15 protein-coding genes are annotated in these 13,359 nt (G+C 48.4%); 4 read left to right on the top strand and 11 right to left on the bottom strand.

From position 1 onward, the window contains the following. Positions 1-57: 57 nt before the first annotated feature. Positions 58-1,476, top strand: a complete 1,419-nt coding sequence (locus ACWJJ4_RS00920; RefSeq protein ID WP_004393284.1) for an amino acid permease — start codon at positions 58-60, stop codon at positions 1,474-1,476. A 40-nt stretch (positions 1,477-1,516) separates the two neighbouring features. Here the strand turns inward: ACWJJ4_RS00920 and ACWJJ4_RS00915 are convergent, their stop codons facing one another. The 7 genes from ACWJJ4_RS00915 to ACWJJ4_RS00885 form a co-directional block, all read right to left on the bottom strand. Further along, on the bottom strand, positions 1,517-2,818 hold the full coding sequence (locus ACWJJ4_RS00915; RefSeq protein WP_102422091.1) for a pyrimidine-nucleoside phosphorylase: 1,302 nt from the start codon (positions 2,816-2,818) through the stop codon (positions 1,517-1,519). A gap of 27 nt (positions 2,819-2,845) precedes the next feature. After that, a complete protein-coding gene (locus ACWJJ4_RS00910) occupies positions 2,846-4,027 on the bottom strand; it encodes a NupC/NupG family nucleoside CNT transporter (protein WP_004393280.1) in 1,182 nt (393 codons plus the stop codon). A gap of 92 nt (positions 4,028-4,119) precedes the next feature. Next, positions 4,120-4,788 (bottom strand): deoxyribose-phosphate aldolase, encoded by a 669-nt coding sequence (deoC, locus tag ACWJJ4_RS00905; protein WP_004393277.1) that lies wholly within the window; start codon positions 4,786-4,788, stop codon positions 4,120-4,122. Between the two features lie 90 nt (positions 4,789-4,878). Further along, entirely contained in the window at positions 4,879-5,820 is a 942-nt protein-coding gene (locus tag ACWJJ4_RS00900) for a sugar-binding transcriptional regulator (protein WP_004393275.1), read from the bottom strand. Positions 5,821-5,890: 70 nt separating this feature from the next. Beyond that, positions 5,891-6,703, bottom strand: a complete 813-nt coding sequence (yidA, locus tag ACWJJ4_RS00895; RefSeq protein WP_071392479.1) for a sugar-phosphatase — start codon at positions 6,701-6,703, stop codon at positions 5,891-5,893. A 68-nt stretch (positions 6,704-6,771) separates the two neighbouring features. Continuing rightward, a complete protein-coding gene (locus ACWJJ4_RS00890) occupies positions 6,772-7,296 on the bottom strand; it encodes a hypothetical protein (protein ID WP_014306122.1) in 525 nt (174 codons plus the stop codon). Then, positions 7,286-7,705: a lipocalin family protein gene (locus tag ACWJJ4_RS00885; RefSeq protein WP_077723057.1), complete on the bottom strand. Its 420-nt coding sequence runs from the start codon at positions 7,703-7,705 to the stop codon at positions 7,286-7,288. Before ACWJJ4_RS00885 ends, ACWJJ4_RS00890 begins: the two co-directional genes overlap by 11 nt. A gap of 111 nt (positions 7,706-7,816) precedes the next feature. Here ACWJJ4_RS00885 and ACWJJ4_RS00880 point away from each other — a divergent pair, with 111 nt between their 5' ends. Together ACWJJ4_RS00880 and ACWJJ4_RS00875 are read left to right on the top strand one after the other, a co-directional pair. Beyond that, positions 7,817-8,203, top strand: a complete 387-nt coding sequence (locus ACWJJ4_RS00880) for a hypothetical protein (RefSeq protein WP_004393267.1) — start codon at positions 7,817-7,819, stop codon at positions 8,201-8,203. A 160-nt stretch (positions 8,204-8,363) separates the two neighbouring features. Further along, a complete protein-coding gene (locus ACWJJ4_RS00875) occupies positions 8,364-8,726 on the top strand; it encodes a hypothetical protein (RefSeq protein WP_004393264.1) in 363 nt (120 codons plus the stop codon). Positions 8,727-8,776: 50 nt separating this feature from the next. On the opposite strand, the gene ACWJJ4_RS00870 is transcribed toward ACWJJ4_RS00875, so the two are convergent. Beyond that, complete coding sequence (locus ACWJJ4_RS00870) at positions 8,777-9,169, bottom strand: hypothetical protein (protein ID WP_004393261.1); 393 nt, start codon at positions 9,167-9,169, stop codon at positions 8,777-8,779. Positions 9,170-9,298: 129 nt separating this feature from the next. Here ACWJJ4_RS00870 and ACWJJ4_RS00865 point away from each other — a divergent pair, with 129 nt between their 5' ends. After that, a complete protein-coding gene (locus ACWJJ4_RS00865; protein ID WP_004393259.1) occupies positions 9,299-10,261 on the top strand; it encodes an iron-hydroxamate ABC transporter substrate-binding protein in 963 nt (320 codons plus the stop codon). Positions 10,262-10,301: 40 nt separating this feature from the next. On the opposite strand, the gene ACWJJ4_RS00860 is transcribed toward ACWJJ4_RS00865, so the two are convergent. Genes ACWJJ4_RS00860 through yxdL form a run of 3 tightly spaced genes read right to left on the bottom strand, consistent with a single transcriptional unit; the run spans position 10,302 to position 13,279 of the window. After that, positions 10,302-10,649: a YxeA family protein gene (locus ACWJJ4_RS00860; protein WP_004393256.1), complete on the bottom strand. Its 348-nt coding sequence runs from the start codon at positions 10,647-10,649 to the stop codon at positions 10,302-10,304. 13 nt (positions 10,650-10,662) lie between these two features. Beyond that, the gene (yxdM, locus tag ACWJJ4_RS00855; RefSeq protein WP_077723059.1) at positions 10,663-12,531 is read right to left on the bottom strand and encodes an ABC transporter permease YxdM; all 1,869 of its coding nucleotides are present in this window, start codon (positions 12,529-12,531) and stop codon (positions 10,663-10,665) included. Further along, positions 12,506-13,279 (bottom strand): ABC transporter ATP-binding protein YxdL, encoded by a 774-nt coding sequence (gene yxdL / locus ACWJJ4_RS00850; protein ID WP_454021359.1) that lies wholly within the window; start codon positions 13,277-13,279, stop codon positions 12,506-12,508. The genes yxdM and yxdL overlap by 26 nt, the downstream gene beginning before the upstream one ends. Positions 13,280-13,359 lie beyond the last annotated feature (80 nt).

Raw genomic sequence — 13,359 nt, 5'->3', positions numbered from 1 at the left:
ACGCGTGCTCTCGGCTGCCGGAAGATTCTCATGCCACGCAAAAAGGGGGAGATCACGATGGATGTTGATCAAGGCGGCAATCAACTAAAGCGCACGATGAAAAGCAGGCACTTATTTATGATTTCATTGGGAGGGGTCATCGGCACGGGGCTGTTTTTGAGCACAGGGTATACATTGAGCCAGGCCGGGCCGGGCGGGACGATCGCCGCTTACCTGATCGGCGGCTTGATGATGTATCTTGTCATGCAGTGTCTCGGAGAATTGTCAGTAGCCATGCCTGTGACCGGTTCATTTCAAACGTATGCGACAACGTTTATCGGGCCGTCCACGGGGTTTATGGTCGGTATCATGTATTGGGTGAATTGGGTGGTGACGGTAGGATCGGAGTTTACAGCTTCCGGTATCCTCATGCAGCGCTGGTTTCCCCACAGCAGCGTCTGGATGTGGAGCGCGATTTTCGCGGCTCTCCTTTTTGCCGCCAATGCATTCTCCGTTAAATTGTTTGCAGAAACAGAGTTTTGGTTTTCCAGCGTCAAAATCGTCACCATCCTTTTATTTATCATCTTAGGCGGCGCCGCGATGTTCGGTTTGATTTCATTGCACGGTTCGGGTGAAGCTCCGATGCTGTCGAATTTCACCTCACACGGCGGACTGTTTCCGAACGGCTTTCTTGCGGTTTTCATCGCAATGATTTCCGTAAGCTTTGCCTTTTCAGGGACGGAGCTGATCGGAATTACAGCGGGTGAAACCGCCAATCCGGCAAAAGATATTCCGCGTTCGATCCGAAATGTCGCCTGGAGAACGGTCATCTTTTTTATCGGCGCCATTTTTGTGCTGTCCGGACTGATCTCCTGGAAGGAAGCCGGTGTGATTGAAAGTCCGTTTGTCGCGGTCTTTTCCCAGATCGGTATCCCATACGCCGCAGATATCATGAACTTCGTGATTTTAACGGCTTTGCTTTCGGTCGCCAACTCCGGACTGTATGCTTCCACCCGGATGCTGTGGTCTCTTGCGAATGAAAACATGATCAGCGCCCGGTTCAAAAAAGTCACGCCGAAAGGCATTCCGCTGAATGCCCTGCTCGCCAGCATGGCCGTTTCCTGCATATCCTTGATCTCAAGCATCGCCGCCCCGGGCACGGTCTACGTAGTGCTCGTGGCAATAGCCGGATTTGCCGGCGTCGTGGTGTGGATGAGCATCGCCCTGTCTCAGCTGTTATTTCGAAAACATTATGTGAAAAACGGCGGACGCGTCGCGGATCTGACCTTCCGCACACCGTTATACCCTCTCGTTCCGATCGCCGCTGTGATCTTATGTTTCGCTTCATGCGTAGGCCTTGCATTTGATCCCAATCAAAGAATCGCCCTCTTCTGCGGAATTCCTTGTATGATCCTGTGCTATCTCATTCGTTTTTTGAGAAAGAAACAGCCGAAACAATCCGTCCGTGACATTCATTTGGATAAAACCATGCCATAAAAAAAAGGCGCATACTGATGAGGTATGTGCCTTTCTTCTGTTATTCCGTAATCAGCGTATGAATCAGTTTCGGCGCTGCCGCTTTTTCTGAGATGCGGATGTTGTCATAGACTTTGGCGGTCACGTCGTCAACGTTTTCGCGGTTGGCGTAAAGGGTGACGAGCGGCTCGCCTTTTTCAACTTTGTCACCGACTTTTTTGCGGAGCATAATACCGACGGCTAGGTCGATTTCGTCCTCTTTTGTCGCACGTCCCGCGCCTAACAGCATCGCTGCGACACCGATTTCGTCAGCGACGATTTCTGAAACGACACCCGCTTCTTTTGCCGGAACGTCAATTTTGTACGCCGCTTGCGGAAGTTTGGACGGTTCGTCAACGACGGAAGCGTCTCCTCCCTGATTGCTCAGGAACTCTTTGAACTTTTCAAGCGCTTTGCCGTTTTTCATGACTTCCTGAAGCTTCGTTCTCGCTTCTTCCAATGTCTCAGCTTTTTTCGCCAATACGACCATTTGGCTGCCGAGCGTGAGGACGAGTTCGTTTAAGTCTTCAGGCCCTTCCCCTCTTAATGTATCAATGGCTTCTTGTACTTCCAGGGCATTCCCGATCGCAAAACCGAGCGGCTGCGACATGTCAGAAATCACGGCCATCGTCTGGCGGCCGACGTTGTTTCCGATGCGGACCATTGCTTTGGCGAGGTTCACGGCGTCTTCATCCGTTTTCATAAACGCGCCGGCTCCCGTTTTGACGTCAAGCACGATGGCATCTGCTCCGGCGGCGATTTTTTTACTCATAATTGAGCTTGCGATCAGCGGGATGGAGTTCACCGTACCCGTTACATCACGCAGCGCATACAGCTTTTTATCGGCAGGCGTCAAGTTCCCGCTTTGTCCGATGACGGCTACCTTGTCGCGGTTCACAAGCTTGATGAATTCATCTTTTGACAATTCCACGTGGAAGCCTTCGATCGCTTCCAGCTTATCAATGGTTCCCCCCGTATGGCCAAGGCCCCGGCCGGACATTTTAGCGACGGGAACGCCGAGCGCCGCGACGAGCGGAGCGAGTACGAGAGTTGTCGTGTCGCCGACCCCGCCCGTAGAGTGTTTGTCGACCTTAATGCCTTCAATGGCGGAGAGATCAATCGTTTCCCCTGAATTGACCATCGCCATTGTCAGATCGGCGCGCTCCTGATCCGTCATATCCTGAAAGTAAATCGCCATAGCAAGGGCGCTTGCCTGGTAATCAGGGATGCTTCCGTCCGTATATCCTTTTACGAAAAATTGAATTTCTTCTGTTGTCAATTCTTTTCCATTTTGTTTTTTTACAATAAGATCTACCATTCTCATGATCTATCACCTGTCCTTCATTTATGTTCAGTGAATCAATCCGACGATCGCCGCTGTCAGGAAGCTGACGAGCGTTGCGCCGTACAGCAGCTTCAGCCCGAACCGCGCGACGACGTTTCCTTGTTTTTCATGCAGCCCTTTCACCGCACCGGTAATGATCCCGATAGAGGAGAAATTCGCGAATGAGACAAGGAATACAGATACCACTGCCTGTGTATGCGCGCTGAAATGGAAATCGCCGGATGAGAGCGTCTGCATCGCCACAAATTCATTCGATACCATTTTCGTCGCCATAATGCTTCCGGCGCTCACCGCTTCATTCCACGGAATACCGGTTAAAAACGCAAACGGCGCGAATACATATCCGAGCAGCGCCTGGAATGTAATGCCGAAAACCGCGTTAAAAACGCCGTTGACCAGGGCAATGAGTGCGACAAATCCGATCAGCATCGCCGCTACGACAACGGCGACTCTGAATCCATCCATTATATACTCACCGAGCACTTCAAAAAAGGATTGCTTTTCTTCTTCAGGAACGACGATCAAATCCTCTTCTTTGCTGACGGTGTACGGGTTGATGATAGAAGCGATGATAAATCCGCCGAATAAGTTCAGCACAAGCGCCGTCACGACGTATTCAGGCTTCAGCATCATCATGTAAGAACCGACGATCGACATTGAGACCGTCGACATTGCGGACGCGCAAAGCGTGTATAAGCGCTGTTCAGTAAGATAACCGAGCTGTTTTTTCAAACTGATAAAGACTTCTGATTGCCCTAAAATCGCGGATGCGACAGCGTTGTAAGATTCGATTTTCCCCATTCCGTTCACCTTGCTTAACGCAAGTCCGATATACTTCGTGATAAAGGGGAGGACCTTCCAATGCTGCAGAATTCCGATTAAAGCGGATATAAAGACGATCGGCAGAAGCACGCTCATGAAGAACGTCGTCTGTTTCGCATTCACAAGCCCGCCGAATACAAAGTTAATCCCTTCTGATGCATATTCCAGCAAGTAGTTAAATCCTTTTGCAAAACCGCCGACAAGAAAATTCCCGATACCGGTGTTGAGGAGAATATAACCGAGAATCAGCTGCAGCACGAGCATGACGGCGATCGGCCGGATTCTGATTCTTTTTTTGCCGTTGCTGGCAAGCCAGGCAAGACCTAAAAACACAATGATTCCGATAATTCCGATGAGATACTTCATATGTGTTCTCCTTTTATTTGTATTCGCTTACAATTTTTTATGCATCAACAAAGAAAGAGGATGGCGGAAGCTTTCAGCTTCCGCACTGCTGATTAATAGTCGCTGCTGCCGCTGTCTCCGCCGCTCACGATAGAGACGCCCGCACTTGCGCCGATCCGGCTCGCGCCCGCAGCGATCATGCTGTCAACATCAGCTTTTGTTCTGATGCCGCCTGATGCTTTGACCCCGATGTCCGGTCCGACTGTTTTTCTCATGAGAGCGATATCTTCAGCCGTTGCCCCGCCTGTAGAAAAACCGGTAGACGTTTTGACGAAATCGGCGCCTGCGGATACCGCCAAGCGGCACGCGCGCTCTTTTTCTTCATCTGTCAAAAGGCATGTTTCGATGATCACTTTGACGAGCGCTTTTTTATCTGCTGCTTCAACTACCGCGCGGATATCAGCTTCAACCGCTTCATCATCGCCGTCTTTTAATGCGCCGATATTGATGACCATGTCAACCTCAGTGGCTCCTTTTGAGATGGCATCCTTCGTTTCAAATGCTTTTGTTTCCGATGTCGTTGCGCCGAGAGGAAATCCGATAACGGTGCAAACGTCAACTCCCGTGCCCTTCAGTTCCTCCGCTGCGAGTTTGACCCAAGTCGGGTTCACACAAACGGAAGCGAATTTATATTCTTTTGCTTCTTTTATCAGTTGTAAAATATCCGCTTTTTGTGTATGCGGTTTCAAAGCAGTATGGTCTATTTGACTTGCAATTGACATTGTATGCACTTCCTTTTTCCTAGGATACGTTTAGAATAACCGAATTTTGAACATATGTAAATTGGTAATTGAAATTATGTTCATGAATTGTCACAATTCTTGAATGAGTTTTTTGGCCGTATGCTGATCGGTAATCAAAACGTTGGCGTACTTTCCTTTCAGGGCACCGTGAATGGCCTTGCATTTTCTGCTGCCGCCCGCCACCAGAATCGAACGCTCTTTCATTTTCAAGTCGCTGAGCTCAACTCCGATCGTCCTGCCGTTAATGCTGCTGCTGCAAATCCTGCCTTCCTCGTCAAAAAAGCGCGAACAAATATCGCCGACTCCGCGTGCTTTCAGCAATTGTTTCTCTTCTTCCCGGAAATAGCCGAGTCTGAAAAGCAGCGCCTCATCCCGGACGGTTCCGACCGTAAACAGGGCGATATTGGCTTGTCTGCCCATTTCAATGATCCGCTTAATATGCCTGTCCCGCTCGACCATCTGCTTCACATCAGCGCTGTCAAATATAACCGGCAGCGGCAAATACCTTGGCATGGTCTGAAATGCTTCGGCGAACAGCTGAATCGTTTCTGACGAATACGTATTGACATTGGAATGACTGATGCCGCCTTTCAGCTGCACGACTTCAACGCTCTTTACCTGCTTCGGCTCCATGCGGCTTGCGATCTGGTACATCGTCGTCCCCCAGCTTACGCCGAGTATATCGCCGTCCTTTACGGTTTTATGCATATAGTCTGCGCCATAGCGGCTTAAGTAATGTGTAATGGCCTGGTAATCGTCGCTTGGAGAAAAGACGACGTGCGCCTCAAGCAGCCCGTATTTTTCTTCCAGCTTTGCGCCGAGTTCGTCCAGATCCTCAAACGGGTCCATGACGCGAATTTGAACATACCCTTTTTCCTTTGCGTACTGAAGCAGCCTTGAAACGGTGGGGCGTGACAGATTAAGCCGTTCGGCGATCTGCTGCTGGCTGTAATCTGATTGATAATATAGTTTTGCCGCTTCTATGCTGAGCTGCTGTTTTTCACGATCCATGTCGCGCCTCCCCTCTCCGCTTATCATATCACCAAAACACGCGGTAAAAAAGCACCCTCTGATGGGGTGCCTATTTTTTCAGCACAAGCTCCTGAATCGCATGCGCCACGCCGTGTTCGTTATTTGATTTCGTTTCAAAATCAGCAATCTCCCTTACTTCCGGGATGGCATTGGCCATTGCCACACCGCAGCCGGCCCACTGAATCATGGACATGTCGTTGCCGTTATCGCCGATTGCCATGACGTCTTTCTGTTCAATGCCGAGTTTTTCGGCCAGCAGCTTGACCGCGTTTCCTTTACTGACTTTCGGGTGAAGAATCTCATGGAAGAATGGCGCGCTTTTGACCATTGTGTATGTTTCCCTGAATGATTCCGGAATGGAAGCGATCGCTTTCTCCAGCTTGTCCGGATCGTCAATGAACATGACTTTCGGAATCAGAATATCCTTCGGCACTTCATCGATCGTGCGGAAATGAAGCGGCACTTTCGTGATATATGATTCGTAAACCGTGTATTCACTGATATCCCGGTTCGGCGTGTACAGATTGGCTGTGTCAAAGTAATGCATCGGGGTATCCAGCTGTAAGCTCAGCTCGTAAAGCGACTCCAAATCTTCAAAGCCTAATGACTGCTCGGCCACGACACCGTTTGTATACGTATTTTGGACGAGTGCGCCGTTATAGGCAATCACAAAGTCGCCTTCTTCCTGTAAATTCAGCTCTTCCAAATACCGACGCACGCCGCCGATCGGCCGTCCCGTGCACAGGACGATATTGACCCCTTCCGCTTTGGCGGCATCAAGCGCCCCGCGGACTTCAGCCGTCACTTCATGATGATCGTTTAATAGTGTTCCGTCCATATCTATTGCGATTAACTTGTACATCCTGCATCTCCTTTGTATCCTTTTCTGCTTATGCTTTCATGATATCGTTTTTTCGTTTCAATGAAAAATCAAACGGACAAGTTTCTCCGCCTTCTCTTCGTATACCGGGCCTGCCTCCGGATGCGGGGCCGTCTTTTCCCCTTGTCAGCTTGTTCGCCGCCGTCATCTGTTTTCTGCTTCAAGAGCATCAGCCCCGCCGCAAAGAAAGGGACGGCCGCTATGTCCAGAAGGGCAAGCTTTATTCCCATCGCTGCGGGAAAGTATGCCCATAATGAACGGCTGTTCCGCCTGATCATGATATAAGAAACGATTTCCAGCAGGATAAACAGAGCGTTCACCCATAAGTAAATGAGCATCGCCGCAAACAGAAACAGCAGGAGCGTATTCCGCAGCGTGCCGGAAAACAGAAGAGCGCGCATCATATCAAAGAATGAAAAAGACTGCATGCTGCCGTTGACGACATTGGGATTATAAATGGTAAAACGCCCGAACTGATCAAAAAGCATAAAAAATAACCATAACAGTGAAAACCATTGAATGATATGTACGATGACACCCGTCAAAACGAGTCTGTCGGCAGCCTTATTTCTCATGTGCATCCTCCCCGCCGGTTTTTATTCTTGTCATTGTTTTTGTTTCTCCGTATATCTTCCAAATGAGCGTATCGTTTTTTCCTCTTTTCAACGTGCTTTTGACGGGGTGCGGATGTCCGAGGTATTCAATCTCGATCGTTCCGTACGTGTTTTGTGAGACCACCTTGTAAACATCTGAGGGCATGGGAACCTCGCCGCGGCCTTTAATGACCTGCTTTGTCAGAACGCTGTCTTTCGTAAACGTAACGGTTTCAGATCTGACCCCGTCCATCGGGCCCGGTTTCAGCCCCGCATCCCATGTCCCGTAATAAAAAGGGAGTTCGTCTGCTTTCTTTTGCGAGCAGCCTGTTATTATGACGCATCCGATAACAAGAACCGTCATGATGAAAATCCGTATGTTCCGCAACATGACCACCTTCTTTTGAAGCTTTTTTTACGCCTGTAAGTTAGGCGGATGCCGTGGCACTGTGCAATTGACTACATAGTGTATAAAGACTTCACTAGATAAGGAGAATGATGAATGAACCCATATCAGTACTACACCCCATCTGCCTATTTCCCTCAGCAGCAGGAATACGAAGTGAGCCCCGTTGAGTATGAGCCGTATCAGCAGCAGGAAAGCTATTATTATGCGCCCCCTCAGTCTGAAGAGCGGCAGCCGACGGCTTTAGAACGGAGAGTCGCCCAGCTTGAAAGACAAAACGCCCAGCAAACGAGAGAGCTCACCCGCCTCTCACAAGAAGACCAGCGCCAAAACCGGGAAATCACGCGTATGAATGAGCAGATCAGACGTCTGAGCCAGTCCATTGAAATCCATACCCGCCGCTTAAACCGTTTGAATCAGCGCCTGCGCGCAGTCGAAAACAGACTCAATATTCCTTTTCACGCTACAGAAGGCGGCTTCTGAGAAAAAGGGCCGGAATACAAAGCTCGACAGGCCATCCCGAGCCTTGTATTCCGCTCTGTACATAACAGGTAAATATTTGAATCCCCTTCTTGCATGAATGCCTCTCCTATTCTTTCACATGATAAATGTGTAAAATCAATCACTCCGGGAGGTCTTCATGATGTATCAAAACCAATACAGCGGAAATCAGCTGCAGCAATGCCGCCAAACAGCACAGCAGCTTATTCAGCAGACACAGCAAAGCAGTCAGCAGTACAAGCAAATGCTCCAGCAGGAACAGCAAAACATTCAAATGCTTCAGCAGATGCTTAACCATGAACAGCATGCCGTTCATACCATTCAGCAAGCGCTGCAGGGGCATGAACTGGCCATTCAGAAATGCCAGCAAATCGTGAATGTGTGCAATCAGCTTCAGCAGGAAGTAAGCGGACACATGCCTGCACCGATGGCAAACGCTAATGTTTCTTCATTCCCGCAAACACAGCATCACACACCGTTTCAGCAGCATTCATACCAGCAATAGGCCGGTCATGCAAATGACAAAGCGCGAGATACCGGCTTTGTCATTTGTTTTTATCTCTGTTTTGTCAGATCAATGCGTTGAGCGGGTTTTCCGCCGAATTTTTCCTCCGCCTCATGCCTTACCGCTTCAAACGCTCTTGCTTCGACGTTTTGTTTAAACACATCAAGCTGTATTAAATAAGCCGCCCGCACTTTCAGCCCGTGGATGATGGAGATGACCCATAAAGGCAGCACGATATACACGCCCGGCGTGCTCGGCAGCACAAAAGCAATTGCTAAAATAATAAAATAGATAAGTCCGTATTTCAGCCATTTTTTGTTCTTGGCCCGGTAGCCGATATAGAAAAAGGCCAAGAAAGCGGTCAGCCCAAACGGCGCGAAAGTCAGCAGCAGCCACCAGCTGTGCAGCACTTCCCACCAAGTCCCTCTTTTCGTAATCAACATTCATTCCTCCTCCTTTACTACTATAACATGGATAATCAAGGAAGGTTTTCTATAAAAAACATAGACGGAATGACGTCTTCCTGCTATATTAATAATGATAATCATTATCACCGAAATAGGGGGATCATTATGAAGAAACAATCATGGCTGATCGGCCTGGCACTTCTGCTTGTTTTCGCATTAAGCGCTTGCAGCGGCGCGAAGGAAAACAACGGATCGGCATCAGGCAAAGGAAAGACAGACATGCGTACATATGAATCAACAAAAGGAAATATTGACATACCCGCACATCCGAAACGGATCGTCACTGACTTTTATGCGGGTGAGCTGCTGTCCGTTGACGCAAATGTCGTCGGGGCGGGCTCATGGGCTTTCAAAAATCCGTTTATCAAAAAACAGCTGAAAAACACCACGGACATCGGCAATCCCGTCAATGTGGAGAAAGTGATGCAGCTGAAGCCTGATTTAATCGTGCTGATGAAGGATGACCAATACGAGAAACTATCGAAAATCGCACCGACGATTGTCATTCCTTTTAACACCGCAAAGAATACGAAAGATACGGTCAGCCTATTCGGCGACATTGCCGGGGCGAAGGATAAAGCCAAAAGCTTTATGGCAGACTTCAACAAAAAGGCCGAAGCCGATCAAAAGCGCCTCAAAAACGTGATCGGCAAAGACGAGACAGTCGGCCTTTATGAAACGACAGATAAAGGCGAAATCTGGATTTTCAATGACAATTCCGGCCGCGGCGGCCAAGCCGTTTATAACGCGCTCGGATTGAAAGCGCCGGCCAAAATCGAAAAAGACATCATGAAAACGGGCGCCATGAAACAGGTTTCCCAAGAGGTCATCCCTCAATATGCGGCTGATTATATGTTCATTACCGATTACAACCCGAATGGAGAAAGCAAAACATTTGAGCGTCTGAAAGAGTCATCCGTTTGGAAAAATCTCGATGCCGTAAAGAACAACCGTGTCTTTATCAACGATTTCAACACCTTCTATCCGTATGACCCGATTGCCGTCAGCAAACAGATGGATATCATCACCGACATGCTGATCAAACGGGCTGAAGAAAATAAAAAATAAAAAAAGCGGCACAGTCATGACACTGTGCCGTTTTTCATGTTCACTTTAATTTTGACTGTACGGAGCCCGGCATATCTTCAAATCTGACTTCTTCCCAGGTCTCGACATACTTTCCTTTCGCCTTCACCTTCAAATACGCGTTCTTCCGAAGGTCTTTCCCGGCGAAAAAGGTCACTTCTTCTTTTTTCCCGGATGCGTTATATCCGTCTAATGTATACTCAGTACCGCCCGGGCTAAGATGTTTGCCATCTCGATCAATCTGTACATAAACATCTTGCTGGTGAATAAACGGATTAAATCTGTCTGTAACATCATTATGAAAAAAGAGAAGTCCGTATATGACGGCAGCGGCTGCCAAGACGGCCAGGATTGCCAATGCTTTTTTCATCTGTGCACTCCCCTTACTTGTTCATTTTTTTCAAATAGCTTGTCCGCACCGCTAGGAAGAACAGAAGCTGAAAGATGAAAAACCCTCCGATGGTCAGACTGAGCGGCCCCGCTACATCGGAATAGCCTTCCACCGCTAATGTTCTCAAAGCAAACAGCGTATGCATGACGGCAATGACGAAAGGAAAGAAAAAGAGAATCGCCAATTGTATCGTCACGCTTTGTGCCATTTCACGCTCGCTCAGACCGATTTTGGCCAATGAGCGGTAGCGCTCCCGGTCCTCATCTAAATCGGTGAACAGCCTGAAATATAAGAAACTCGCTGCCGCGACAAAGAAAACGATCGCGATAAACAGGCCGATGAATAAACTCAGGCTCGGCAGCTGCACCGTATCATAGTACGTCCCGGCTTTTGCCATAAAATCAGAATGCACGTCGATATAGTTGCCGTAAATCTCATTTTTCAAGGATTGGCTGATCCCAAGACTGTCTTTCCAATGATCATAGCTGTAGCCGTATAATGACGCTTTCTCACCGAGTGATTTCAGCTGATCAAAGGTTTGATCGTTCACCGCGATGATGGCATTCAGTGAAATCAGCGGTTTTTTGACTTCTTTTACCGTCAGTTTTTGGTCAGACGGCTTGCCTTTTTGGTTCAGCAGCTTCAGCTGATCCGGCGCTTCGTTTTTGAAATTGCGGTCATACGTGCCCGGGAAATAGACAGCCTCACCATGTTTCAGCCCGTTCAGCTTGACATGGAAGTATGTTGACACATCCGATTCGCTGATCATGTAAACAGGCGGAACAGTACCTCCTTCCTGATAGCGGACATAGGAAACATTTATTTTGTCTTTCTTATACGTAAAGCCGTGTGTTTTCAGTTCATGGTCAATATCTTTCAAATGAGTCTGTTCTTTCGGGTTATTGCTGAAAGATAAATACTCCATCTCATAGGCGGACTCTTCCGCCCCGACGGTCGATTTGTACATCGCGAGCACGCCCGTCGCCGTAAAGGCAACCGCGGAAATAATGCTGACGATAAAGAACAGGCGGGCGTTGTCTTTTAAACGATAAACAAGATCAGAAACCCAAATGACGTTTTTCCCGCGCAGATAAAAGGTTTTCCACTTCTTCAGCGCGCGCAGAATCCAGATGCTGCTTTGGCTGAAAAAGAAATACGTGCCGATGACGGTAAGCAGTAAAATGATGAACGGCTCGGTCCCGTGGACATTGCCTTTCAGAACCATGCCGTACCCGCCGCACAGGCAGGCGATGCCGAATAAGGACAGAAGCACGGACGGCTTCGGCTCCGGCTTGATCTTGTCAGTGCCCTTTATTAATTTGATCACCGTATTTGATCTGACAAAAAGGATCGTGAACTGCGATAAAAGGAAAAATAAGAGCAGAAATCCGCCGGCCGTAATGCCAAGCGCTTTCCAAGGCATGTACAGAGGCAGCGCGTCCATTTCTAAAATATAAGCGCCTACCGTAAAGAACGTTTTCGAAAAAATGAAGCCTCCGATAATCCCGGCTGCGATCGACATGACGCCGATGATCATGTTTTCCGCCGTAATGAGCTTTCTCAGCTGCACCGGCGTAATACCCTGCATCAGCAGAATACCGAATTCTTTATTTCTCGATTTCAAAAATGCGTTAACCGAATACAGAACAAATAAGAAAGAAAAAACAAAGATCATCCATTCCGCGGCGGTTAAGCCTTTTCTGGCGATGTTATTCAGGTAGCCTTCCTTTAACGCCGGATGAAACAGGAACATCGCAAAGGTAAAGAAAATCAAAACGGAAAAGGCGCTGCTCAAGAAGAATGCAAGATAGGCCCTTTTGTTTCTCGTGACGTTTTTATAAGCGAACTGAAGAAAGGTCATTTGCGTTTCCCCCCAGCATAGACAGCACATCAAGAATCTGCTCATAAAAGACTTGGCGGTTTTCCCCGCGGTAAATCTCATTAAACAGTTCGCCGTCTTTTATAAAGATGACGCGGCGGCAGTAGCTTGCCGCAACCGGATCGTGGGTCACCATCAAAGCCGTGACATGATCATCCTGATTCAGGCTCTGCATCGTTTCCATGACGTCTTTTGACGCTTTGGAATCAAGGTTTCCCGTCGGTTCATCGGCCAGAATAAGTGACGGCTTATGAATGACCGCTCTTGCGATGGCGGCCCGCTGGCGCTGTCCGCCGGATACTTCAAACGTCCGTTTATTGAGCAGGTCCTCGATTCCGAGCTTTTTCGCGATGCCGTGCAGTTTTTCTTCCATGACAGACGGCGCTTCTTTTTCAAGCGTTAACGGCAGCATGATATTTTCACCGATTGTCAGCGTGTCCAGAAGGTTGAAATCCTGAAACACAAATCCGAGCTGCTTGCGGCGGAAATGAGCGAGCTTTGTCCGCTTGAGCTTGTGCGGGTTTTCTCCGTGAATCAGGATATCGCCTGAATCCGGCCGGTCGATCGTTGAAATGATATTCAAAAGTGTTGTTTTTCCGGAGCCGGACGGTCCCATCACCGCCGTGAACCCGCCTTCTTCTATTGAAAACGAAATTTGTTTTAAAGCTTGATAGGATACTTGTCCTTTATAGGTTTTATTTATATGTTTGACTTCAAGCATATTCGCCATGAGAATCCTCCTTATGGTTTTATTCTTGTTGATCTGGGCTGCTTTCATGTAGTGCCGGGGCATTCAGCATAAAAAATCCC

The organism is Bacillus sp. JK62, from assembly GCF_053663455.1.
Note: the sequence above shows the minus strand (reverse complement) of the source record. Positions and strands in the feature narration are given on the sequence as shown.

Excerpts from the sequence above, each read along its gene's own strand:
- ACWJJ4_RS00885 (WP_077723057.1), bottom strand. The coding sequence starts at position 7,705 with ATGTTGCGGAACATACGGATTTTCATCATGACGGTTCTTGTTATCGGA.
- ACWJJ4_RS00880 (WP_004393267.1), top strand. The coding sequence starts at position 7,817 with ATGAACCCATATCAGTACTACACCCCATCTGCCTATTTCCCTCAGCAG.
- ACWJJ4_RS00920 (WP_004393284.1), top strand. The coding sequence starts at position 58 with ATGGATGTTGATCAAGGCGGCAATCAACTAAAGCGCACGATGAAAAGC.
- ACWJJ4_RS00870 (WP_004393261.1), bottom strand. The coding sequence starts at position 9,169 with ATGTTGATTACGAAAAGAGGGACTTGGTGGGAAGTGCTGCACAGCTGG.
- yxdM (WP_077723059.1), bottom strand. The coding sequence starts at position 12,531 with ATGACCTTTCTTCAGTTCGCTTATAAAAACGTCACGAGAAACAAAAGG.
- ACWJJ4_RS00860 (WP_004393256.1), bottom strand. The coding sequence starts at position 10,649 with ATGAAAAAAGCATTGGCAATCCTGGCCGTCTTGGCAGCCGCTGCCGTC.
- ACWJJ4_RS00890 (WP_014306122.1), bottom strand. The coding sequence starts at position 7,296 with ATGAGAAATAAGGCTGCCGACAGACTCGTTTTGACGGGTGTCATCGTA.
- ACWJJ4_RS00915 (WP_102422091.1), bottom strand. The coding sequence starts at position 2,818 with ATGAGAATGGTAGATCTTATTGTAAAAAAACAAAATGGAAAAGAATTG.
- ACWJJ4_RS00910 (WP_004393280.1), bottom strand. The coding sequence starts at position 4,027 with ATGAAGTATCTCATCGGAATTATCGGAATCATTGTGTTTTTAGGTCTT.
- ACWJJ4_RS00865 (WP_004393259.1), top strand. The coding sequence starts at position 9,299 with ATGAAGAAACAATCATGGCTGATCGGCCTGGCACTTCTGCTTGTTTTC.
- yidA (WP_071392479.1), bottom strand. The coding sequence starts at position 6,703 with ATGTACAAGTTAATCGCAATAGATATGGACGGAACACTATTAAACGAT.
- ACWJJ4_RS00875 (WP_004393264.1), top strand. The coding sequence starts at position 8,364 with ATGTATCAAAACCAATACAGCGGAAATCAGCTGCAGCAATGCCGCCAA.
- deoC (WP_004393277.1), bottom strand. The coding sequence starts at position 4,788 with ATGTCAATTGCAAGTCAAATAGACCATACTGCTTTGAAACCGCATACA.
- yxdL (WP_454021359.1), bottom strand. The coding sequence starts at position 13,279 with ATGGCGAATATGCTTGAAGTCAAACATATAAATAAAACCTATAAAGGA.
- ACWJJ4_RS00900 (WP_004393275.1), bottom strand. The coding sequence starts at position 5,820 with ATGGATCGTGAAAAACAGCAGCTCAGCATAGAAGCGGCAAAACTATAT.